This is a genomic window from Chitinophagaceae bacterium (genome assembly GCA_016710165.1).
In the GTDB taxonomy this organism is placed as follows: Bacteria; Bacteroidota; Bacteroidia; order Chitinophagales; family Chitinophagaceae; genus Ferruginibacter.
This window is the reverse complement of record JADJLJ010000002.1, coordinates 756,981-778,621: the sequence shown is the minus strand read 5'-3', so window position 1 is coordinate 778,621 and position 21,641 is coordinate 756,981. Positions and strand designations below refer to the sequence as shown.

The following is a 21,641-nucleotide window of genomic DNA, read 5'->3' as shown; positions in this document are numbered from 1 at the left end:
TTAAAAGTTAACGGTATGGACAGCCTGAGGTCATTCGAAGAGTTGAATTGCTGGAAAGAAGCGGTAATATTAAGAAGGGAATTAAAACCACTGATCGATGGTTTGCCGAAGAATGAGGAATACAGGTTGAAGGACCAACTGGTTCGGTGCCTGAGGTCAGTAACAAATAATATTGCAGAAGGATACGGCCGGTTTAATCACCAGGAAAATATCCAGTTTTGCAGGATAAGCAGAGGATCTTTGCACGAAATAACAGATCATTTGATAATTGCTGCTGAAGAAAATTATATAACGCCGGAAGAATTGAGCATACGAAAAGAACAGATCAATAAATGTCTGGCAATTTTAAACGGATATATTAACTATCTGAAAAAGGCAAAAGAAGCCGGCACAAACAAATAACAGATAACTATTAACAAATAACGTACATGAAAATTGCAGTTGTTGGCACCGGTTATGTCGGATTGGTCACGGGAACCTGTTTTGCCGAAACAGGCAACAGCGTTACCTGTGTTGACATAGATAAAGCAAAGATCGAAAAATTATCAGGGGGAGAACTGACCATTTACGAACCCGGGCTTGAAAAACTTTTTATCCGCAACCAAAAAGAAGGCCGGCTGCATTTCACTACTTCCCTGAAAGAAGGGATTGCAGGAGCACAGATCATTTTCCTGGCCCTGCCCACGCCTCCCGGCGAAGACGGCAGTGCCGACCTTAAATACATCCTGGGTGTAGCCGGTGACCTGGGAGAATTAATAACGGAATATGTGGTGATCGTTGATAAAAGCACCGTACCCGTTGGCACAGCAGAAAAAGTACAGGCCGCCATTGCAAAAAATGCCCGGGTTGAATTTGATGTGGTTTCCAACCCGGAGTTTTTACGGGAAGGAGTTGCGGTGGATGATTTCATGAAACCCGACCGGGTGATCATTGGCACCGGTTCCGAACGGGCAAAAAAGATAATGAACGACCTGTATGTTCCATTCGTACGCCAGGGCAATCCTATTATTTACATGGATGAAAAAAGTGCGGAGCTTACCAAATATGCAGCCAATTCTTTTTTAGCCATGAAGATCACGTTCATGAACGAGATAGCGCATTTATGTGAGCGCCTGGGAGCCGATGTGGATATGGTTCGCAAAGGCATCGGCAGCGATGAACGCATCGGCAGGCGTTTTTTATTCCCGGGAATCGGTTACGGCGGCAGTTGTTTTCCCAAAGATGTGCAGGCGCTGGCCAAATCCTCAAAAGATGCAGCCTACAACTTTAAGATACTGGATGCGGTGATGGAAGTGAATGAAAAGCAGAAGATGCACCTGATCCCCAAGATAAAAAGCTATTTCAACAATGATCTGAAGGGTAAAAAGATCGCTGTCTGGGGTTTATCATTCAAGCCAAACACCGATGACATACGGGAAGCGCCTGCATTGAATATGATCGAAGCATTACTGGCGGAAGGAGTAACGGTCTCTGCCTATGATCCGGAAGCAATGCCCAATGTAAAGGCATTACTGGGAAACCGGATCCGTTTTGCAGAAAGGCAATATGATGCACTGGTGGATGCCGATGCACTCATCATCGCAACAGAATGGAGTGAATTCCGGACGCCCGATTTTGCCAATATGATCGCCTTACTGAAAAATAAAGTAATTTTCGACGGAAGGAACCTCTTCGACCTGGTAAAAATGGAAGAACTGGGATTTCATTACGAAAGTGTGGGAAGAAAGGCAGTTGTCCCTAAGCCCTGAAGGGGAACGTAGCATACTAAAATTAAAGATCAATTTAAGTTACCGAAGTGCCTGCAGATAAAAATATGACGCAATCAAACACCCCGCCAGCTGGCGGGGATGGTGGCAAGGCCAGGGGCAAAGTGCTCATAACCGGCGCTGCCGGATTTTTGGGTTCACATCTTTGCGACCGTTTCATCAAAGAAGGATACCAGGTGATCGGTATGGATAACCTGATCACCGGCGACCTGAAGAACATTGAGCATCTTTTTAAACTGAAAGAATTTGAATTCTATCACCACGATGTTTCCAAGTTCATTCATGTGACCGGTAACCTGGATTATATCCTTCATTTTGCATCGCCTGCCAGTCCGATCGATTATTTAAAGATCCCCATCCAGACCTTAAAAGTGGGCTCGCTGGGTACACACAATTGCCTGGGCCTGGCGCTGGCAAAAAAAGCAAGGATACTGGTAGCGTCCACCAGTGAAGTATACGGTGACCCGCTGGTACACCCTCAAAATGAAGAGTACTGGGGCAATGTGAACCCGGTTGGCCCGCGGGGAGTATATGATGAAGCAAAGCGTTTCCAGGAAGCCATGACAATGGCCTATCATACTTTTCATAATGTAGAGACCAGGATCGTACGCATATTCAATACATACGGCCCGCGCATGCGGCTGAACGACGGAAGGGCCCTGCCTGCTTTCATTGGCCAGGCACTCCGGGGCGAAGACCTTACTGTTTTTGGGGATGGAAGCCAGACCCGCAGTTTTTGTTACGTGGATGATCTTATTGAAGGCATCTACCGGTTGCTGATGAGTGATTATGCATTACCCGTGAACATCGGTAACCCCGACGAAATATCCTTGAAAGATTTTGCCGAAGAAATAATCAGGCTTACCGGGACAAAGCAAAAGATCGTTTACAGGGAATTACCAAAAGATGATCCGAAGCAACGGCAGCCAGATATTACCAAAGCAAGGAAATTGCTGGGATGGGAGCCAAAAGTTTCCAGGGCAGAGGGACTGAAGATCACGTATGAATATTTCAAAAGCCTGCCCAAAGAAGAATTGAATAAATTGCCAAAAGAATTCGCTCCTAAATCCCCTAAAGGGGACTTCAGTGCCTGAAACTTTGGATGATACAATGTTAAACAAGAGGAATACAATATAAAAACCAAAAGAGCTTAAAGTCCGCCGGTTGGCGGGTTTCGGGCATTTCATTTATTATGTACCAGGAATTATTAGATAAGAAAAAGAAACTGGCTGTAATTGGCCTTGGCTATGTTGGCCTGCCCATTGCACTGGAGTTTGCCAAAAAGATAAAGGTCGTCGGCTTCGACATCAATGCCCAGCGGGTAGAGATGATGCGGAATAAGATCGATCCAAGCCAGGAACTGGAAACAGCTGACTTTGATGGATGTGACATTGAATTCACCAATGACCTGGATGTGCTTCGCCAGGCTAATTTCTTTATTGTAGCGGTCCCCACTCCTGTGGACGAACACAATGTACCCGACCTGAGACCGGTGCAGCGTGCCAGTGAAACCATCGGCAAGGTTATTAAGAAAGGAGATTATGTGGTCTATGAAAGTACGGTTTACCCGGGTTGCACCGAAGAAGACTGTGTGCCCATCATTGAAAAATTATCGGGCCTGAAAATGGTGGATGATTATAAGATCGGCTATTCGCCCGAGCGGATAAACCCGGGTGATAAGGAACATACCATTACCACCATCACCAAAGTAGTGAGCGGGTGCTGCGGGGAGAGCCTGGATACCATTGCCAAAGTGTATGAACTGGTGGTAAAGGCCGGCGTTCACCGGGCATCTTCCATTAAAGTGGCCGAAGCCGCAAAGATCATCGAGAACACCCAGCGAGACCTGAACATAGCATTGATGAATGAACTTTCCATCATCTTCGATAAAATGAACATCAACACCTATGAAGTGCTGGAAGCAGCCGGGACCAAATGGAATTTCCTCAAGTTTCAGCCAGGCCTGGTGGGCGGGCATTGCATTGGTGTTGATCCTTATTACCTCACCTACAAATCAAAGAAACTGGGTTATAATTCGCAGGTGATATTGGCCGGCAGGTTCATCAATGACGCCATGGCAGGCTATGTGGCAAGAAAGATATTAAAGCATATCATTCGCTACGACGGCAATGTGAAAGAGGCAAAAGTGCTGGTAATGGGTGCCACTTTTAAGGAAAATGTAAGCGACATACGCAACAGCAAAGTTGCGGATGTGGTGAAGGAACTGAGGTCATTTTCTTTAAATGTGGATGTGACCGACCCCTACGCAGAAAGTGATGAACTGAAACATGAATATGGCTTTGAACTCACCCCTGCACCCGGCAACGACTACGATGCGGTGATAGTGACCGTACCTCACAAGGAATATAAAGATCTGGACGATAAATATTTTGCTTCCATTACCAAGGAACATGCAATGCTGGCAGACCTTAAAGGGATCTACCGTGGCAGGATCAGTTCCAGAAGGTACTGGAGTTTGTAACCCCATATCCGCCGGCTGGCGGAGAGTTGTAAATGTATTACGAATAAGCAATAACAGATAAAGAGAAAATGAGTGTACAAAAAAAAGAATCGTCAATTATCCCCCCTTCAGGGGATGGGGGTTTTCATACAAAAGACCTTACGCATTCCTCTTTTCTGGTAACGGGTGGCGCCGGTTTCATCGGAAGCCATATAGCAGAATACTTATTGAAGCATGGGGCAAAAAAGGTGCGGGTGCTTGATAACCTGTCAAACGGGTTTCAATCCAATCTTGATATCCTGAAAAATTACCCGGCTTTTGAATTCATGGAAGGAGATATCCGTAACCCGGATACCTGCCACCATGCCTGTACAGGCATGGATTATGTAAGCCACCAGGCAGCGCTGGGTTCCGTACCAAGAAGTATCAAAGAGCCTGTTTACTTCAATGAAGTGAATGTGGGCGGCTTTGTGAATATGCTCAAAGCTTCTGTTGATAATAATATCAAACAATTTGTTTATGCCTCTTCTTCCTCCGTGTATGGCGATGAACCAACTTTACCAAAACAGGAAGACCGGGTGGGAAAATGTTTATCTCCCTATGCAGCCACCAAGAAGACAAACGAATTATATGCGCAGGTCTTTGCAGACGTTTACGGCATTAAGCTCCTGGGATTAAGGTACTTCAATATATTTGGCCCGCGCCAGGACCCCGACGGGGCCTATGCGGCCGTTATTCCCCTGTTTGTAAAAAGCATCATGAAGCAAACACCCGTTTATATCAATGGGGATGGTGGCCAGACCCGTGATTTTACTTATGTGGACAATGCGGTTCAGATAAATATCAAAGGAATGCTTACCGATAATGCAGCAGCGCTGAATAAGGTGTACAATGTGGCCATCGGTGAGAATTTTTCAGTGAATTACCTGTACCAGGCCTGCTGCGATCAGCTTCACAGTGATGCAGCCCCTGTTTACCGGGAATCCAGGGCAGGAGATATCCGGAATTCACTGGCTGATATCTCGCTGGCAAAAAAATTACTGGATTACCAGCCGACCCGGAAGTTTGAGGATGGCCTGGCTGAGACGATCGAATTCTTTAAGAAAAAATATTCCTGATAAGGGCCTCATTATGCCATTCACTAAAACAGAATTTCCAGGCTTGCTCATTTTTGAACCCGTAGTCTATGGAGACAGCCGTGGACATTTTTTTGAAAGCTATAATGAAAAGGTATTTGCCGCAGAAGGCATCCATATGAAATTTGTGCAGGACAACCAGTCAAGATCATTCCATGGGGTTATCCGTGGCCTGCACTACCAGCTGAACCCGCATGCGCAAACCAAATTAGTACGGGCATTAAGCGGAAATATCCTGGACGTGGTTGTTGATATACGCAAAGGATCCCCTGCATTTGGCAAGGTATTTTCAACAGAACTGTCTGCTGAAAATAAAAAACAGTTATTCATACCCGCTGGCTTTGCCCATGGCTTTTCGGTATTGAGTGAAACGGCTGAAGTGCTTTACAAATGCAGCGCCTATTATAATAAAGAATCGGAAGGCGGGATCCTGTACAATGACCCTGTTCTGAATTTTGACTGGAAGATACCCTCCGGCACGGAAGTGGTATCCGGCAAAGACCTGGAAAATCCCTCTTTTGCAAATTGTAAAAACAATTTTGTTTTTTGAAAAATAATACCCATGCTGTTCTGGTTACCGGTGCAAACGGGCAACTGGGCAATGAACTGAAAGTCATTGCTTCCAGATACCCTGCGTACCATTTCCTGTTTGTTTCACACAAGGAACTGGCCATTGATGATTTTGCTGCGGTAACAGGATTCTTTGCTGAGAACCCCGTAGCATACTGCATCAATTGCGCAGCCTATACGGCTGTAGATAAGGCAGAAGCAGATGCCGGAAGCGCATTCCGCATCAATGCAGATGCGGTGGCAAACCTTGCCAGGGTATGCAATGAACAGGATGTTCAGCTCATCCATATATCCACCGACTATGTTTTTGACGGCAACACGGATCAGCCATACAAAGAAACAGATCCGGCCAGCCCCCTGGGAATCTATGGAGCTTCCAAGCACATAGGAGAAACAGGGGCTTTGCAAAACGATCCCTCCTCCATCATCATCCGGACATCCTGGTTGTATTCATCATTTGGGAACAACTTTGTAAAGACCATGCTGCGGTTGATGAAAGAACGGGAGAACATCAACGTGGTGAACGACCAGTTTGGCTGTCCTACCTATGCAGCAGACCTGGCAGATGCGGTCATCAAGATCATTTCATCGGGGATCAGCAAGCCGGGTATCTATCATTACTGCAATGAAGGCATCACCAGCTGGTATGAATTTGCTCTCGCCATTAAAGAATTAACCAATTCTGTATGTACCGTCAATCCAATTCCAACGTCCGCTTATCCCACGGCTGCAAAAAGACCGGCTTACTCGGTGCTGGATACCTCAAAGATCAAAGCAACATTTGGTATTACGATCCCCGGATGGAAAGAAAGTCTCAAAAATTGTATCGGGTTGTTGAAATAAGATGTGCCGGCTTTCCTGACCGGCACATGAAAAAACTTATCACTGGTTTATATCCTTTCCTGCTTCCAGCATTTTAATAAATCCATCAAGAACATCTTTATTGGCCTTATCCGGTGCCAGTGGCTGGGCTGCTTTGGCGTATTTCAATGCATTCCTGAAGTCACTGTTGGCCGAATAGCCCCTCACCAGTCCCATGTGCGTGGTATAAACATTGGGATTCTTTTGTGCATTCAGTTTAAATGCTTCCAGTGCCTGTACCGGTTTTTTCTCCCGCAGCAATTGCCTTCCGTAATTGTGCAGTTCCTGCAAGGTGGCCAATGGCATGGCTTCTTTCATCAGGGATTCTGCTTCAGCATTTTTCCCCAGTTTGGCCAATACCGATGCTTTCGCACCAAGCGTCCTGAAATTCCGCTGTCCTACAAATACGCCTGTGATGGCATAATCACTCCACTGCAATGCTTCTTCAAGATTTACATTCCGCTGCACACAGAAATCAATGGCTTCCACCCAGGCTTCCCAGCGGAATCCCTTTTCGTTCCGCAACTCTTTCCGGAAAGATTCCAGTTGTGTCTTAACATAATCTACCTCTACCCGGAAAGGTATCTTCAACTTTTCCCAGAGCAATGCAATGCCGGCACTGTTCTCTTTCTCATCCATGAATTCATATCTCAACCGTTCCACGCTTTCAGGCAAGGAAGCGGTTTTAACATGCACCCGCAATGCATCTTCCTTTGGATCATAAAAATAAGACCCCCAGGAAGTGGAATTCTTGCTGAAGATGATGGTTGCATCCCCGTCTCCCATTGCCATGAACAGACCATAGGTGCCGGCCGGCAAGGCTTTCCCTTCTACCGTCACATCGGTGCTGAAATAAATGGTTGTATTCTCGTTGGCGCCTGCCCTCCAGGGCGCAGCTTTACTCGTTCCAAACCCGAGATCGGCAAATCCTTTATGAACAAGCTCCCCCCATATTTTACCTTCCCTGCCCTTAACAGCAGGCCGGTCGTACTGAATGGTTACATCCGTAATACCGATACGCTCCGATACGGATGCCTTTTTATTACCTCCATCGGCTATTGTATGAAGAATCTGGGAAAAGGAAATTGAAGAAAAGAGCAATGCAGTTAATGCAAGAAATGATCTTCTGAATAACATAACAGTCGTTTTAGTGACTAAATGTAAATAGTAAAAGGCAGTCCCGGGGTATAATAATGATAAGTGGTCAACATAAAAAAGGCATCCGCCGGCGGGCGGATGCCTGTGAATAATATTACCGGGAAGCCCTGTTATTTTAAAACAAAACTTTCCAGGAACTTGGTGGTAAAGTTCCCGCTGATAAAATTCTCATCTCTCATCAGCTGCTGGTGAAAGGGGATGGTGGTTTTCACGCCTTCGATCACATACTCACTCAATGCCCTGCTCATGGTGTCAATGGCCTCTTTGCGGGTTTGTGCCACAGCGATCAGTTTGGCGATCATGCTGTCGTAGTACGGAGGAATAACATATCCTGCATACACATGGCTGTCAACACGTACCCCATGCCCGCCGGGCTGGTGCAGTACGGTGATCTTACCGGGAGAGGGACGAAAATCGTTGTATGGATCCTCTGCATTTATACGGCATTCAATGGCATGCATCTGGGGAAGGTAATTTACTCCGCTCACTTTTTCCCCTGCCGCGATTTTTATCTGTTCTTTGATCAGGTCGAAATTGATCACTTCTTCCGTTACACAATGCTCTACCTGTATGCGGGTGTTCATTTCCATGAAGTAAAAGTTGCGATGCTTGTCAACCAGGAACTCTACCGTACCCACTCCCTCGTAACGGATGGCATTGCAGGCTTTGATTGCAGCGGCGCCCATTTTATCCCGCAGTTCAGCCGTCATAAAAGGGGAAGGTGATTCCTCCACCAGTTTTTGATGCCTGCGCTGTATTGAACAATCCCGCTCGCTTAAATGGCAGGCAGTACCATACTGGTCGCCAGCCACCTGGATCTCAATATGGCGGGGCTCTTCCACAAATTTCTCCATGTAAATCCCGTCGTTCTTAAAAGCGGCAGCGGCTTCTGTTTTGGCCAAGTCCAGGTTACGTTCCAGTTCGCTTTCTTCCCAAACGATACGCATACCCTTACCACCCCCGCCGGCAGTTGCTTTCAATATTACCGGGTAACCAATTTCTTTGGCGATCGACCTTGCCTCTTCAATACTTTGCAATAGTCCGCCGCCGCCGGGCACAACGGGCACACCTGCCTTTATCATTGTTTCCTTGGCGGTGATCTTATCCCCCATTGCATCGATCATCTCTGGTTTGGGGCCAATGAATTTTATTCCATGGTCGCCGCATATTTTCGCAAACTTGGCATTTTCGGCCAGGAAACCATAGCCGGGATGTATGGCATCTGCATTGGTGATCTCTGCAGCAGCCATGATATGTGCCATATTCAGGTAGCTGTCGGCACTGGCAGGTTTGCCGATACAAACTGCTTCGTCGGCAAACTTCACATGAAGACTGTCCTTATCGGCGGTAGAATATACGGCCACTGTTTTAATACCCATTTCCCTGCAGGTACGTATGACACGGAGAGCAATTTCTCCACGGTTGGCAATCAGTATCTTTTTAAACACGATAGTTTGAATTAAAAATTAAAAATTAAAAATTAAAAAATCATCAACCGGGATAGTGGCCTTTTACTTTTGACTTTTTAATTTCTACTTAGGAAGGGTCAACTAAAAACAGGGGCTGGTCGTACTCAACGGGGCTGGCATCTTCCACCAATATCTTCACGATCTTTCCTTTCACTTCGCTTTCAATTTCGTTGAAAAGCTTCATGGCTTCAATGATGCAAACTACCTTTCCGGGAGTAACCTCATCTCCCACACTTACAAAAATGGGTTTCCCGGGACCTGCCTGGCGGTAGAAAGTGCCGATCATCGGGCTTTTTATGGTAACCAGGTTATCGGCCTTCGGTTCAGCCGCTGGTTTTGATGCTGCCGGAGCCGTAGCTGCCGGAGCCGGTGAGGATACGGAAGGTGCCGGGTAAGCCGGTACCGAACCGCCGGTATATATTTTCTGTACAGGATCTTTTTTCTGTTTTACTGTGATCTTTACCCCTTCTTCCTCAATGGTGATCTCGCCGATATTGGTTTTGTTTATGAGCTTTACTAACTCCTGGATTTGCTTGATGTCCATGTGCTTGGTTTAAGTAGTTAAGTATTGATATTGAAACCGGCTGCTAAGATAGGGTAAGATTGATCATAACTGCAACCTAAAATTTAAAAATAAGCCGAAAACAGGCCTTTTATGGCCAAAAATGGCCAAAAATACCCCAAAAATGGCCAAAAAATCAGCAAAGTTACTAAAAGCAAAAATGGGTAACTGATGTATCAATTACCCATTTTAGAGGCTTGTTCAATCAATTTTTTAGTCCTTCACCCGCTCAACATACTCACCGGTTTTGGTGTTTACACGAATCAGTTCACCCTCATTTACGAATAAAGGTACGTTTACCGTTGCCCCGGTTTCAACGGTGGCGGGTTTTAAGGTACGTGTGGCAGTATCCCCCCTCATACCGGGTTCGCTGTATGTAACCAGCAATACGATCTTGTCCGGTAACTCTACCCCCATTGGCAGGTCTGTTTCGCCATTGATCAATACAGATACTTCCTGGCCGTCTTTCAAAAACTTAGGAGCATCTACCATATTCTCCTGTACCGCTATCTGCTCAAAGGTTTCGGTATCCATGAAATTGTAACCGGTATCGTCTTTATAGAGGAACTGGTAAGGTTTTTTCTCCACCCTTACCGGGTAGATGGTTTCACCGCTGTTCCAGGTAACTTCTATGGTACGGCTGTTATCAACCCCCTTAAGTTTAGCCCAAACCTTTGCTGCGGCGCGGGCTGTTTTATTCTGCCCGAATTCAATAACACTGTACAGGCTGCCATCTACTTTGATGATGAGCCCTGAACGCATATCTGCTGTTGTTGCCATAATATCTTGTTTTTTATCCCGGTTTTTACCGGGAGGCTGCAAAAGTAATGATACTGGGGCTAAATCCGAAATTCAAGGTCAACAAAAACCCGTTGCGCACGTAACACCCGCTTATCACATTTACCTGTAGCTTTGTAAAAAAACGATACTTGAAAAAGGCCTTTTTAATACTGTTTTTAGTTTGTGCAGGGTACCAGGGAATGGCCCAGGCCGATACTGCCGGAATCTACCTCCGGTTTCCCACGATCCCCCCCTTCCGCCTTACAAATCTGGCAGACAGCAGCCAGTTTACAAAAGACGACCTGGCAGATAAGAAAGCTACGGTGTTCATTATTTTCAATCCTTTTTGCGACCATTGCAAGCATGAAACAGAAGAGCTGAAAGCCAATATCGGGCTTTTTAAAGAGGCCCTGATCATTATGGCCTCTCCCATCGACTATGCGCATTTGAAAAAATTCTATGAAGCGTACCGGATCGCTGATTATCCCGGTATCGTTATGGGCAGGGATCCCGGTAATTTTTTCGGAACCTTTTTCAACATCCGTACCATCCCCTCCGTATTTGTTTACAATAAAAAAGGGAAATTTGTAGCCGCCTTTGAAAGGCCCGAGTCCATTAAAAAGATCGCCGAAATCTTATAAAATCAGTTTTCCCGAGGCCTTAATTAATTACCTTTGCGCCGGAAATAATTTCTTCAACGTATAAATAGATCATACATGAAAGTAACTGTAGTTGGTGCCGGTGCCGTTGGTGCAACCTGTGCCGACAATATTGCCCGTAAAGAACTTTGTACCGAACTGGTATTACTGGATATCAAAGAAGGCGTTGCCGAAGGCAAAGCGATGGATATGATGCAGACCGCCACCCTGCTTGGATTTGATACCCGGATAACCGGCTGTACCAATGATTATACCAAAACGGCCGGTACGGATGTGGCCGTGATCACTTCCGGTATTCCCCGTAAGCCGGGCATGACAAGGGAGGAACTGATCGGTATCAATGCCGGCATTGTAAAAACCGTTACACAGAATATCTTACAGCATTCACCCAATGCCATCATCATTGTTATCAGCAACCCGATGGATACCATGACATACCTGGCATTAAAATCAAGCGGGTTACCCAAGAACCGTATCATTGGCATGGGCGGTATACTGGACAGCAGCCGTTTTAAATACTACCTGTCAACAGCCATGGGTTGCACGGCTACCGACCTGCAGGCCGTTGTTGTGGGCGGGCACGGGGATACCACCATGATCCCATTGGCAAGGTTAGCTACCTTCCAGGGAACACCTGTGGCCAATTACCTTGATGCCGATGCGATGAAAAAAGTAGTGGCGGATACCATGGTTGGAGGAGCAACACTGACCGGCTTACTCGGCACATCTGCCTGGTATGCACCCGGTGCTGCCGGAGCTGCATTGGTGGAGTCCATTGTACGGGATGAAAAGAAACTATTCCCCTGCTGTGTTTACCTGGAAGGAGAGTACGGCCAAAAAGATATCTGCATAGGTGTACCGGTGGTGGTTGGAAAGAATGGCTGGGAGAAGATTGTGGACTATAAACTGAATGCCGAAGAACAGGCTGCTTTCAACAAAAGCGCCGATGCGGTAAGAAATATGAATGATGTACTGGCTACCCTCAGTCTCTGATTCATTTTCAATAGGTTATTAAGGCCCCTTTATAAAAATAAAGGGGCCTTTTTTATGAAATATTGCTACCTTTAATTCGTTACTTAACGTACATGAAAACCAATCGCAAGAGTCCGGGGGGGCGTCTCCCCGGTCTATGTTATATACTACCTCTGCTTATGTGCGGCAACAGTATTGCCCAGGTGGCAAACCTGAATCCCGGATCCGGCAAAAATATTCCTTCCCGTTTAACTTCTCTCCCTCAAAATGACCTCTTTGGAACTTCCGGTTCTTTTATAGAGAACATAGGCCAGTATAAGTATACCCTGGCCAACTACGGAAGGATGGGCAGGATCCTTTACGGGTATGAAGGATTGGATATGCCCGTATTGTTTACGGCAAAGGGATTGATACACCTGCAGCGGGCGACAAAAAAATTATCACATGAAGAAATGGAGCGGCTGGAAAAAAAAGGATGGAAAGAAAGGGATATCATAAGAAATTATACCGTTAACCGCACCATCAGCATGGAATGGGTCAATGCCAACCCTGCTCCAGGCATTATTGCAGAAGAAGAAAATCCGGATTATTTCACGTACGGGCTCCTGGCACAAAAAGCAAAAACTTTCCGGAAGATCACCTACAAAGAACTTTATCCCGGTATTGACCTTGTCTATTCTTTTGCAGCCGGTAAAAAGGGGGGATTTGAATACAGCCTTATTGCAAAGCCCGGCGCTGACATCAGCAAAGTGAAAATGAAATACGGCGGGGAGGTTAAAAACATCCGGCAGGATAAGAATGGAAACCTGGTCATTGCATCGGATACAGGCAGCATTTCTGTTTCCGTTGCACAATGTTATTACAATGATAACAGTAACCGGAAATTCACATCGCCTTTTAAAATTAATAACAACAGCATCCATTTTAAACTGCCTGGGGATTATGACAGGCAGAAAACACTGGTGATCGATCCCTTTGTTTCAGGTACGGGGGGGCTTTCAGGCACAGACGGTGGTAAAGCAAAAGACATTGATTTTGATTATGCGGGCAATATTTATGTTGTGGGCGGTGGTGATGGTACGGTACAGCGTTTATCCAAATACAATGCTTCCGGTGCGCTGCAATGGACCTTCAATGGTTCGCTGAGCAGCCCTTCCTGGAATTTTGGAGGGGCACACGGCGGATGGGTGGTTGAAAAAATAAGCGGTAATATTTACCTGGGCCAGGGCCTGGCAGGCGGCGGCTTCAGGGTAATACGGCTTACATCCGGTGGTTCGTACGACAACTACATAACGCCTGCTGATCCTTTATTTGCCGAAAACTGGAAAATGCTCTGGAACTGCAATGGGGGCACACCGAAGATTCTGATAGCAGGCGGAGGAAGTTCTTCCAATATTGAACTTGCCTATCTTTCGCCTCCTTCAACCGATATCCACGCGTCAAACATCACCGGCATGAGTACGGGGCATAATGATATTTCAGATATTGTTTCCGACCCGGTTTCAGATGACCTGTATACCATATTTTCCACCTCCGTTCTCAATCCTGGGGGAGACAATAATATCTACAAACACAAAGCACCGTATAGCCCGGCAGACATGGCATGGGCCCGATCGCCCGGTTATTTTGCCCTGCGGGAGCCAAGCAACCGGCCTTATATGAACGGACTGGATAATTCCAGCAACACTCTGGCAGTTAATTCCCGGTACCTTTTTTACTGGGATGGGAAAACCTGGCTGCTTTTAATAAATCAGACGGATCGCCTGCCGGATCGCCATTCACCCTTTCAACCAATACAATGCTGATGCAGGGAGGCATCGTTGCGGATGAATGCAATAATGTCTTTGTCGGTTCATCGAATGGGATCATTAAGGTTTTTAATTTCAACGGATCTGCCTTTGACGATAATGCGGCACCGGATATCAGCATAACAGGCAATCCTTCCGCTGCGGTATATGATCTTGCCTACGACCAGGGCAAGAATCTTTTATACGCCTGCGGCAATGGATTTGTTGCTTCATACGATCTGTCATCTTATTGCACGATTGCTGTTTATAATATTAATCTGAATTCAGACTGCTCTTCTTTATCTGTTACCGCATCCGTTGACCCTGCGCCTCCAACGGGCTCTGTAGTTACGTATGAACTGTATGATGGCGCTGTGCTGGTCAGCAGCAATACCACAGGAATTTTTACCGGTTTAACAGCTGGAAAAAATTACCGGATCATTGCTGTCATAAACCAGTCGTGCAGCGGTACCCGGGCGGTCAAAGATTTTACAACCGCCGCTCCTCCTTTGTTAAAAGTAAATAACCCGGCAGGAATTTGTGGCGTAAGCACTGTTGATCTTACAGACCCGGCAATTACTGCAGGTTCGGCACCTGGCTTAACATTTACTTATTGGTTAGATGCAGCCGCAACAATTCCTCATCCCGATCCAACAAAGACAAAAGCAGGTATTTATTATATCAAAGCTGTTACAGCAGGCGGGTGCAGCGTTATTGCCCCCGTGGAAGTAAAGCCATTAACTTCTCCCAAAGCCAATGCGGGGGCTGATACGGTTGCCTGCTCCGGAGATAATATCCAGCTTAAAGGAAGTGGTGGTGTAAGTTATTTGTGGACTCCCGATACGTATCTGAACAATGCAAATATTGCAAACCCCGTTGTTAAAAACCCGGGAACATCAGGCAGCATTACCTATCACCTGAAAGTAAAAGATGTGAATGGATGTGAATCGCAAACGGCTGATGAGGTGAAAATAACATTTGCAGCACCCGCCACTGTCTTTATTGACGCCGACAGCGTTGTTGCCTTCAATCAACCATTACAGTTGAACGCCATTGACCCTGCCAATGGCGGCTTTATTGATTACCGCTGGTCGCCGACCCATGGATTGAATAATCCCTTCATAAAAAATCCTGTGGCAAAATTAGACAGGGATATGACGTATACCGTGCAGGCAACAAACACCTATCATTGCACAGCAACTGCCCGTATCAGCATCAAGGTATTCAGGGGACCTGAAATTTATGTACCCAATTCTTTTACGCCGAACGGGGACGGGCTGAATGATGTGCTTAAGCCCATACCGGTTGGCCTGGTGGAGTTTCATTACCTGAAGATCTTTAACCGTTTCGGCCAATTGCTGTATACCATTACAGATCCTTCAAAAGGATGGGATGGGAAAATAAACGGGCGGGAGCTGGACTACGGAACCTTCATCTGGATAGGAGAAGGAATAGATTATAAGGGAAATACCATTATGCGGAAGGGGGCAACCACGATCATCCGGTAAAACAAAGATGATTCTTACTAACTCACCCCGTCAACCTGCATTTCTTTATTTATTTTCAAAACCAGCCCCTGCAGCACTTTTCCCGGTCCGGCCTCTGTGAATTGTTTTGCACCGCCTGCGATCATGGCCTGAACACTCTGCGTCCATTTAACCGCACCGGTCAACTGGTCAATTAAATTCCGCTTTATTTCTGCGGCATCGGTTACTGCCCTTGCCACCACATTCTGGTAAACCGGGCAGGAAGGATGGTTGAAATGGGTGGCATCAATGGCAGCTGCCAATTCTTCTTTCGCCGGCATCATCAGTGGTGAATGAAAAGCGCCACCTACCGGCAAGACCAGCGCTCTTTTTGCACCGGCGGCTTTCATCCGTTCACAGGCAATATCAATTCCTTTAATGGTTCCGCTTATGACCAGCTGGCCCGGGCAATTATAATTTGCAGGAACTACCACTTCGCCTGTTTCAGTAGTTACGGCCTTGCATATCTCTTCTACTTTTTCATCGGCCAGTGCCAGCACCGCTGCCATGGTGGAAGGGTTCATTTCGCAGGCCCGCTGCATGGCCTGTGCCCTGATCGAAACAAGCATCAATGCATTTTCAAAACTAAGGGCGCCGTTTGCCACCAGTGCTGAAAATTCTCCCAGGGAATGGCCCGCCACCATTCCCGGCCTGGCATCAGGCAATGTTTTAAAAGCGATCACGGAATGCAGGAATACGGCCGGTTGCGTAACATTGGTCTGCTTCAGGTCCTCATCCGAGCCATTGAACATGATATCCGATATCCGGAAACCAAGTATCTCATTTGCCTGTTCAAACAGGTCTTTTGAAAAAGGATCTGAGTCGTATAGGTTCTTTCCCATTCCGCTGAACTGGGATCCCTGCCCGGGGAATATATATGCATGAGCCATCGTTGGACGTTTAATCGTTTACTGGTTTATTGGTTTATTCGTTTGGAGATCAGTCCTTTTTTTGTTTATTCAGATTCTCTTTCAGTACTTTGATATACCCGTTCAATTTTTCATGGATTATTTCCAAAAGATTCACCAGAATATCATATTCTTCTTTATCAACTAAATTTCTTCTGGCCGATTTTTGCAGCCAGTTTTTTGTCTCCAAAATTGAACCCCTGCTGTAAAAGCAAAAATTAATATTCTCTTTTATAAAAAAACGTCCATATCCTTCTGCTTTATTCGCTGAAATAGAATCTGCTGCTGCAGTCATTTGTTTCCCAATACCAAACTTCGCAAAATTTTCCCATTTATCTACCATAAACCATATCGGGTCACTAAAATCCTGGGAAAGGTCATAAACTTCCAGATCTTCAAGGGTATGCATAAAAAAAGTTTATCTGAAGTTAAAAAGTTCTAACGACAAATAAACGGGTAAACTAATAAACAAATAAACTTAGTGCAGTTTGGCGCTGATCAGTTTCACAAACTCACTGCGGGTCTCATTCTTTTCAAACTCACCCCAGAATGCGGATGTGGTCGTAACCGAATTTTGTTTCTCCACTCCCCGCATCATCATGCACAGGTGCGATGCTTCAATGACCACTGCAACACCTAATGGCTGCAGTGTTTCCTTTATCGAATTCAGTATCTGGTGTGTCAATCGTTCCTGTACCTGCAGGCGGCGGCTGTACGCATCCACCACCCGTGCGATCTTGCTCAGCCCGGTAATGTATCCATTGGGAATATAAGCCACATGTGCTTTCCCATAAAAGGGCAGCATGTGGTGCTCGCACATGCTGTACAATTCAATATCCTTCACGATCACCATTTCGCTGACCTCTTCATGAAACTTGGCTGAATTCAGTATCTCGTTTGCATCAATGCCATATCCCTGTGTAAGGAACTGCATGGCCTGTGCCAGGCGTTCAGGGGTTTTCAGCAATCCTTCCCTGTCCGGATCTTCTCCCAGCAATTGCAAGGTACTCCGGTAATTCTTCATGAGCCCGGATGTGGTTGCATCATCATACTGCTCGATCTTCTTATAAGCCATTTATTTTACTTTAATGCCTGTTAAACAAGTTTGCCTGTTGTTAGTTCGCAGGGTATTCCACAAAATTCCGTTCGGTTTCATAAAGCCGCACGTGCAGGTCGTATTTCGGGTCGATCTTTGCCCTTAATATTTTATAGATAACAACTACTATGTTTTCTGCGGTAGGGTTCAGGTTCCTGAATTCTACCAGGTCCTCATTCAGGTTTTTGTGATCAAAACGGTCAATAACCGTTGACCTGACCAGGTCACTCAGCCGTTTCAGGTCGTATACATAACCCGTGGCAGGGTCCGGTTCGCCAACCAGTTTCACGATCAGTTCATAATTATGCCCATGAAAGTTCGGGTTATTGCATTTACCAAACACCCTATCGTTGGTTGCTTCATCCCATGCCGGGTTGTACAGCCGGTGGGCTGCATTGAAATGCTCTTTACGGTAAACAGCTACTTTTTCACTCATATTAAACACTATTGATGCGGGCCCCTTGTCTCTGAAAAATCTGAAAATATTTCCGTTTAATCAGGTGCAATGTGGCAGGCGGCTGAAACAGAAGTCTGCTGTTCAAAACACACCGGCTATTGAAGCTAATTACAAATAAAGTTAAGAATTGTTTGCAGCAAAGAAAAAATTAATCTCCGTAGTACTCGGTATATATCTTGGGAGTTTCCCTCAGTTTGAGGCAATGGAGCTGAACCCCCTTGGGCAGGTGTGGTACCAGTTGATCCCATATCCCGATCACCAGGTTTTCGATCGAACACATTTTGCCGGCCATGAAATCCACGTCCAGGTTCAGGTTCTTATGGTCAAGTTTTTCAATTACGTGTTCGTTGATGATCACTCAGTTTTTTCACATCATAAACAAAACCGGTATCCGGGTCCGGGTCGCCCTTTATGGTCACATGCAATTCAAAATTATGTCCGTGCCAGTTCTCATTGGCGCACCTGCCAAATACTTCCTCATTCTTTTCCCTGCTCCAGTTGGGATTGTACAGTTTATGAGCCGCATTAAAATGTTCCGTCCGTGTGATGTAAACCATTTAAATCTCCAAAATTTCGGCAAAGGTAGCTGCAAAATCCTGAAATATGAAGCGTAAACACGAAATTTGCCCCATGCAGATCTTATTACTATCCGCAACCGAGCAGGAGATCAAGCCATTCTCAGATGCCAATACCGGAACAGATATACTGGTTTCGGGTGTGGGGGTACCTGCTGCCATGTATCACCTGCAGAAAAGGATGCAGCAAATAGACTATGACCTGATCATCCAGGCCGGCATTGCCGGTACATTTAATTCCGGGGTCCGGTTGGGGCAGGTGGTACTGGTGAAGCAGGATACATTTGCCGACCTGGGAGCAGAAGAGAAGGAGAATTTTATACCCTTGTTTGAATCGGGCCTTGCTGACAAGAATGAATTTCCTTTTACAAACGGCTGGCTTGTAAATAACAGTAAACTGATGCAACAAACAACTCTGGAAGTTGTATCAGCGGTTACAGTAAATAAGGTAAGCGACAGCTTATTACAAAAGCAGCAGCTTGTAAAGCATTTTAATGCCGGTATCGAGTCGATGGAAGGAGCTGCCCTGCATTATATTTGTTTGCAGGAGAATATTCCCTTCCTGCAGCTAAGATCGGTATCCAATTTAGTGGGAGAAAGAGATAAGACAAAGTGGAAGATGAAAGAGGCGATAGATAACCTGAATACAGAATTATTGAAACTAATTCACGGATTAACGGATTAACGGATTAACGGATTAACCCCCATCCCCTAAAGGGGTATAAAACATAATCTTAATGAAACTTACTTTAGGCTTTTCACCCTGTCCCAACGATACATTTATTTTTGATGCACTGGTAAATAATAAGATCGATACCGGAGGCCTGGAGGTTGACGCAGTGCTTGAAGATGTACAAACCCTGAATGAATGGGCTATGGAAGGCAAACTGGATATCACTAAACTGAGCTACGGCGTATTGCCATTGGTGCTGGATAAATATATCTTATTGAACAGTGGCAGCGCTTTGGGAAGGGGTGTTGGACCCTTGTTCATTAAAAATGCAGCATTCAAAACCGGAAAAATCGAAGATTGTACCATCGCAATACCCGGCGAAAATACAACCGCCCATTTGTTGTTCTCGCTGGCGTATCCCGATGCAAAAAAAAAGGTCTTTTTACGGTATGATAAGATAGAGGATTTTGTACTGGAAGGTAAAGGCCCGGGGGTCATCATTCACGAAAACAGGTTTACCTATGCAGCAAAAGGACTGGAAAAAATAACAGACCTGGGTGATCACTGGGAGAAAGAAACAGGCAATGCCATTCCTCTTGGCGGCATCGTAATTAAACGGGATACTGACCAGGCTGTTCAGCAGGAAGTGAACTGGCTGATCATGAAAAGTATTGAATATGCATACACACAATATCCGCAGCTGAATGATTATATCCGGATGCATGCACAGGAAATGAGTGAGGAAGTAATGCGAAAGCACATTGACCTGTATGTGAATAAGTACTCCCTTAACCTGGGAACAGAGGGAAAAAAGGCAGTTAATAAATTATTGGAAGTATCCGCACGAATCAACAAGGGCGTTCCTGTAACCGGCAATGTCTTTTTAGATGATACTAATCCCTGAGTCCAACAGTCATATCTTTCTTTAATGCCTTACCATAAACTTCCAGGCAACGCTTTCTTGCAAGATCATGTTCAACGACCGGCTTTGGATAACTGAATTCATTTAGTTCCGGAACCCATTTTTTTATATACACAAGTTCAGGATCGAATTTCTGTGTTTGCAGGTAGGGATTGAATATCCGGAAGTATGGCGCTGCATCACAACCGCTTCCGGCTGCCCATTGCCAGCCACCGTTGTTGGCGGCCAGGTCGAAGTCCAGTAATTTTTCTGCGAAGTACGCTTCCCCCAAACGCCAATCCAGCAATAAGTGCTTCGTTAAGAAAGAAGCGACGATCATCCGAACCCGGTTGTGCATGAAGCCGGTCTCATTCAACTCCCGCATGCCTGCATCCACAATGGGATACCCGGTTTGTCCCTTACACCAGCTATCAAATTCGCCGTTGTCCTTTCGCCATTCAATTTGGTCATACTCCGGTTTAAAAGCCTTGCCGGTACCTACCTGCGGAAAATGCCAGAGTATCATATGGTAAAAGTCACGCCATATAAGTTCATTCAGGAAAGTCTCACTCAGGCCCACACTTCTTTGTACCAGCTGCCGGATGCTTACGGTACCGAATCGAAGATGAACACTTAGTTTAGAAGTACCATTTACCGCCGGAAAGTTTCTTTGATCCTGGTATTTTTTCACCAGTTGTTCATCCAGGTCTTTAGACGGGAATACAACCCGTGACCCTATAAATCCGATGGATCTCAGATCCGGAACGGGTATGGGATCCTGTTTATAAAAGTTATTAAAGTAGTTTTTGGTCGGGTAAGACCTGAAATGATCATCCGTTAATCGTGACTTCCATTTTTTACTGTAGGGAGTAAAAACAGTATAGGGTTTACCATCGTCCTTAATCACTTCATCATTTTCAAAGATCACCTGGTCCTTAAAGGTACACATACGAACCCCCTGTTCATCCAGCAATTCTGCGATGCCAGCATCTCTTTCTGTTGCATAAGGCTCATAATCGTGATTGGTAAAAACCTGTTCAACCCTGTACCTGGCAAGTAGTTGCCTAAAAGCTTCCTGGGGTGTGGAATGGATCACTTCCAGGGAAGACCCCATTTTCACCAGGGCAGACTGTAATTCTTCAAGTGCAGCATGTATAAACTCCACCCGACGGTCGGTCTTATTCTCCAGTTTATCCAGGATGTTCTTATCAAAGACAAAAACGGGTAAAACCGGTTTGCCTGACCTCAATGCATGGTATAGCCCTGTATTATCTTCAAGCCGTAGGTCCCGGCGAAACCAAAAAATATTGATGGGCTGCATATC

22 protein-coding genes and 1 pseudogene are annotated in these 21,641 nt (G+C 45.7%); 13 read left to right on the top strand and 10 right to left on the bottom strand.

Features of this window, described 5'->3' with window-relative positions; translation table 11 throughout:
- The first annotated feature begins 15 nt into the window (after positions 1-15).
- The 7 genes from IPJ02_13865 to rfbD all read left to right on the top strand — a co-directional run bounded on the left by IPJ02_13865 (position 16) and on the right by rfbD (position 6,776).
- Complete coding sequence (locus tag IPJ02_13865) at positions 16-402, top strand: four helix bundle protein (protein ID MBK7376597.1); 387 nt, start codon at positions 16-18, stop codon at positions 400-402.
- Positions 403-428: 26 nt separating this feature from the next.
- Positions 429-1,748: a UDP-glucose/GDP-mannose dehydrogenase family protein gene (locus IPJ02_13860; GenBank protein MBK7376596.1), complete on the top strand. Its 1,320-nt coding sequence runs from the start codon at positions 429-431 to the stop codon at positions 1,746-1,748.
- Between the two features lie 65 nt (positions 1,749-1,813).
- Positions 1,814-2,860: an SDR family oxidoreductase gene (locus IPJ02_13855; protein ID MBK7376595.1), complete on the top strand. Its 1,047-nt coding sequence runs from the start codon at positions 1,814-1,816 to the stop codon at positions 2,858-2,860.
- Between the two features lie 98 nt (positions 2,861-2,958).
- Complete coding sequence (locus IPJ02_13850) at positions 2,959-4,248, top strand: nucleotide sugar dehydrogenase (GenBank protein ID MBK7376594.1); 1,290 nt, start codon at positions 2,959-2,961, stop codon at positions 4,246-4,248.
- 68 nt (positions 4,249-4,316) lie between these two features.
- On the top strand, positions 4,317-5,345 hold the full coding sequence (locus IPJ02_13845; protein MBK7376593.1) for an SDR family oxidoreductase: 1,029 nt from the start codon (positions 4,317-4,319) through the stop codon (positions 5,343-5,345).
- Positions 5,346-5,358: 13 nt separating this feature from the next.
- Complete coding sequence (rfbC, locus tag IPJ02_13840) at positions 5,359-5,913, top strand: dTDP-4-dehydrorhamnose 3,5-epimerase (GenBank protein MBK7376592.1); 555 nt, start codon at positions 5,359-5,361, stop codon at positions 5,911-5,913.
- Entirely contained in the window at positions 5,910-6,776 is an 867-nt protein-coding gene (gene rfbD, locus IPJ02_13835) for a dTDP-4-dehydrorhamnose reductase (protein MBK7376591.1), read from the top strand. The genes rfbC and rfbD overlap by 4 nt, the downstream gene beginning before the upstream one ends.
- A 39-nt stretch (positions 6,777-6,815) precedes the next feature.
- Here the strand turns inward: rfbD and IPJ02_13830 are convergent, their stop codons facing one another.
- The 4 genes from IPJ02_13830 to efp form a co-directional block, all read right to left on the bottom strand.
- The gene (locus IPJ02_13830) at positions 6,816-7,931 is read right to left on the bottom strand and encodes a DUF2911 domain-containing protein (protein ID MBK7376590.1); all 1,116 of its coding nucleotides are present in this window, start codon (positions 7,929-7,931) and stop codon (positions 6,816-6,818) included.
- A 131-nt stretch (positions 7,932-8,062) separates the two neighbouring features.
- Positions 8,063-9,400 (bottom strand): acetyl-CoA carboxylase biotin carboxylase subunit, encoded by a 1,338-nt coding sequence (gene accC, locus IPJ02_13825; protein MBK7376589.1) that lies wholly within the window; start codon positions 9,398-9,400, stop codon positions 8,063-8,065.
- An 88-nt stretch (positions 9,401-9,488) separates the two neighbouring features.
- Complete coding sequence (gene accB, locus IPJ02_13820) at positions 9,489-9,965, bottom strand: acetyl-CoA carboxylase biotin carboxyl carrier protein (protein ID MBK7376588.1); 477 nt, start codon at positions 9,963-9,965, stop codon at positions 9,489-9,491.
- Between the two features lie 231 nt (positions 9,966-10,196).
- Positions 10,197-10,763 (bottom strand): elongation factor P, encoded by a 567-nt coding sequence (efp, locus tag IPJ02_13815; GenBank protein ID MBK7376587.1) that lies wholly within the window; start codon positions 10,761-10,763, stop codon positions 10,197-10,199.
- Between the two features lie 149 nt (positions 10,764-10,912).
- Here efp and IPJ02_13810 point away from each other — a divergent pair, with 149 nt between their 5' ends.
- From IPJ02_13810 to IPJ02_13795, 4 genes are all read left to right on the top strand, one after another.
- Positions 10,913-11,404 (top strand): redoxin domain-containing protein, encoded by a 492-nt coding sequence (locus IPJ02_13810; protein ID MBK7376586.1) that lies wholly within the window; start codon positions 10,913-10,915, stop codon positions 11,402-11,404.
- A gap of 75 nt (positions 11,405-11,479) precedes the next feature.
- Entirely contained in the window at positions 11,480-12,415 is a 936-nt protein-coding gene (gene mdh, locus IPJ02_13805) for a malate dehydrogenase (protein MBK7376585.1), read from the top strand.
- A 158-nt stretch (positions 12,416-12,573) separates the two neighbouring features.
- Positions 12,574-14,199: a hypothetical protein gene (locus IPJ02_13800; protein MBK7376584.1), complete on the top strand. Its 1,626-nt coding sequence runs from the start codon at positions 12,574-12,576 to the stop codon at positions 14,197-14,199.
- The gene (locus IPJ02_13795; protein MBK7376583.1) at positions 14,193-15,689 is read left to right on the top strand and encodes a gliding motility-associated C-terminal domain-containing protein; all 1,497 of its coding nucleotides are present in this window, start codon (positions 14,193-14,195) and stop codon (positions 15,687-15,689) included. Before IPJ02_13800 ends, IPJ02_13795 begins: the two co-directional genes overlap by 7 nt.
- 17 nt (positions 15,690-15,706) lie before the next feature.
- Here IPJ02_13795 and fabD read toward each other — a convergent pair whose 3' ends face one another.
- The 5 genes and pseudogenes from fabD to IPJ02_13770 all read right to left on the bottom strand — a co-directional run bounded on the left by fabD (position 15,707) and on the right by IPJ02_13770 (position 18,725).
- A complete protein-coding gene (gene fabD / locus IPJ02_13790; GenBank protein ID MBK7376582.1) occupies positions 15,707-16,597 on the bottom strand; it encodes an ACP S-malonyltransferase in 891 nt (296 codons plus the stop codon).
- Between the two features lie 49 nt (positions 16,598-16,646).
- Positions 16,647-17,024 carry a four helix bundle protein gene (locus tag IPJ02_13785; GenBank protein ID MBK7376581.1) on the bottom strand — a complete coding sequence of 126 codons (378 nt, stop codon included), beginning with the start codon at positions 17,022-17,024 and terminating at the stop codon, positions 16,647-16,649.
- A 69-nt stretch (positions 17,025-17,093) separates the two neighbouring features.
- Entirely contained in the window at positions 17,094-17,690 is a 597-nt protein-coding gene (gene folE / locus IPJ02_13780) for a GTP cyclohydrolase I FolE (GenBank protein MBK7376580.1), read from the bottom strand.
- A gap of 40 nt (positions 17,691-17,730) precedes the next feature.
- Entirely contained in the window at positions 17,731-18,147 is a 417-nt protein-coding gene (locus tag IPJ02_13775; GenBank protein MBK7376579.1) for a 6-carboxytetrahydropterin synthase, read from the bottom strand.
- A gap of 169 nt (positions 18,148-18,316) precedes the next feature.
- Positions 18,317-18,725 (bottom strand): annotated as a pseudogene (locus tag IPJ02_13770) (6-carboxytetrahydropterin synthase).
- 46 nt (positions 18,726-18,771) lie between these two features.
- Here IPJ02_13770 and mqnB point away from each other — a divergent pair.
- Together mqnB and IPJ02_13760 are read left to right on the top strand one after the other, a co-directional pair.
- Entirely contained in the window at positions 18,772-19,428 is a 657-nt protein-coding gene (mqnB, locus tag IPJ02_13765) for a futalosine hydrolase (GenBank protein ID MBK7376578.1), read from the top strand.
- Positions 19,429-19,480: 52 nt separating this feature from the next.
- Positions 19,481-20,320 (top strand): 1,4-dihydroxy-6-naphthoate synthase, encoded by an 840-nt coding sequence (locus tag IPJ02_13760; GenBank protein MBK7376577.1) that lies wholly within the window; start codon positions 19,481-19,483, stop codon positions 20,318-20,320.
- Here IPJ02_13760 and IPJ02_13755 read toward each other — a convergent pair.
- Positions 20,310-21,638 (bottom strand): deoxyribodipyrimidine photo-lyase, encoded by a 1,329-nt coding sequence (locus IPJ02_13755; GenBank protein ID MBK7376576.1) that lies wholly within the window; start codon positions 21,636-21,638, stop codon positions 20,310-20,312. The genes IPJ02_13760 and IPJ02_13755 overlap by 11 nt on opposite strands.
- Positions 21,639-21,641 lie beyond the last annotated feature (3 nt).

What these genes read in the sequence shown, in the direction of transcription:
- IPJ02_13830 (MBK7376590.1), bottom strand. Translation starts at nt 7,931, where the DNA reads ATGTTATTCAGAAGATCATTTCTTGCATTAACTGCATTGCTCTTTTCT.
- IPJ02_13795 (MBK7376583.1), top strand. Translation starts at nt 14,193, where the DNA reads ATGCTGATGCAGGGAGGCATCGTTGCGGATGAATGCAATAATGTCTTT.
- IPJ02_13850 (MBK7376594.1), top strand. Translation starts at nt 2,959, where the DNA reads ATGTACCAGGAATTATTAGATAAGAAAAAGAAACTGGCTGTAATTGGC.
- accB (MBK7376588.1), bottom strand. Translation starts at nt 9,965, where the DNA reads ATGGACATCAAGCAAATCCAGGAGTTAGTAAAGCTCATAAACAAAACC.
- IPJ02_13775 (MBK7376579.1), bottom strand. Translation starts at nt 18,147, where the DNA reads ATGAGTGAAAAAGTAGCTGTTTACCGTAAAGAGCATTTCAATGCAGCC.
- efp (MBK7376587.1), bottom strand. Translation starts at nt 10,763, where the DNA reads ATGGCAACAACAGCAGATATGCGTTCAGGGCTCATCATCAAAGTAGAT.
- mdh (MBK7376585.1), top strand. Translation starts at nt 11,480, where the DNA reads ATGAAAGTAACTGTAGTTGGTGCCGGTGCCGTTGGTGCAACCTGTGCC.
- IPJ02_13760 (MBK7376577.1), top strand. Translation starts at nt 19,481, where the DNA reads ATGAAACTTACTTTAGGCTTTTCACCCTGTCCCAACGATACATTTATT.
- IPJ02_13785 (MBK7376581.1), bottom strand. Translation starts at nt 17,024, where the DNA reads ATGCATACCCTTGAAGATCTGGAAGTTTATGACCTTTCCCAGGATTTT.
- folE (MBK7376580.1), bottom strand. Translation starts at nt 17,690, where the DNA reads ATGGCTTATAAGAAGATCGAGCAGTATGATGATGCAACCACATCCGGG.
- IPJ02_13860 (MBK7376596.1), top strand. Translation starts at nt 429, where the DNA reads ATGAAAATTGCAGTTGTTGGCACCGGTTATGTCGGATTGGTCACGGGA.
- IPJ02_13865 (MBK7376597.1), top strand. Translation starts at nt 16, where the DNA reads ATGGACAGCCTGAGGTCATTCGAAGAGTTGAATTGCTGGAAAGAAGCG.
- IPJ02_13800 (MBK7376584.1), top strand. Translation starts at nt 12,574, where the DNA reads ATGTGCGGCAACAGTATTGCCCAGGTGGCAAACCTGAATCCCGGATCC.
- fabD (MBK7376582.1), bottom strand. Translation starts at nt 16,597, where the DNA reads ATGGCTCATGCATATATATTCCCCGGGCAGGGATCCCAGTTCAGCGGA.
- mqnB (MBK7376578.1), top strand. Translation starts at nt 18,772, where the DNA reads ATGAAGCGTAAACACGAAATTTGCCCCATGCAGATCTTATTACTATCC.
- rfbC (MBK7376592.1), top strand. Translation starts at nt 5,359, where the DNA reads ATGCCATTCACTAAAACAGAATTTCCAGGCTTGCTCATTTTTGAACCC.
- IPJ02_13855 (MBK7376595.1), top strand. Translation starts at nt 1,814, where the DNA reads ATGACGCAATCAAACACCCCGCCAGCTGGCGGGGATGGTGGCAAGGCC.
- IPJ02_13845 (MBK7376593.1), top strand. Translation starts at nt 4,317, where the DNA reads ATGAGTGTACAAAAAAAAGAATCGTCAATTATCCCCCCTTCAGGGGAT.
- IPJ02_13755 (MBK7376576.1), bottom strand. Translation starts at nt 21,638, where the DNA reads ATGCAGCCCATCAATATTTTTTGGTTTCGCCGGGACCTACGGCTTGAA.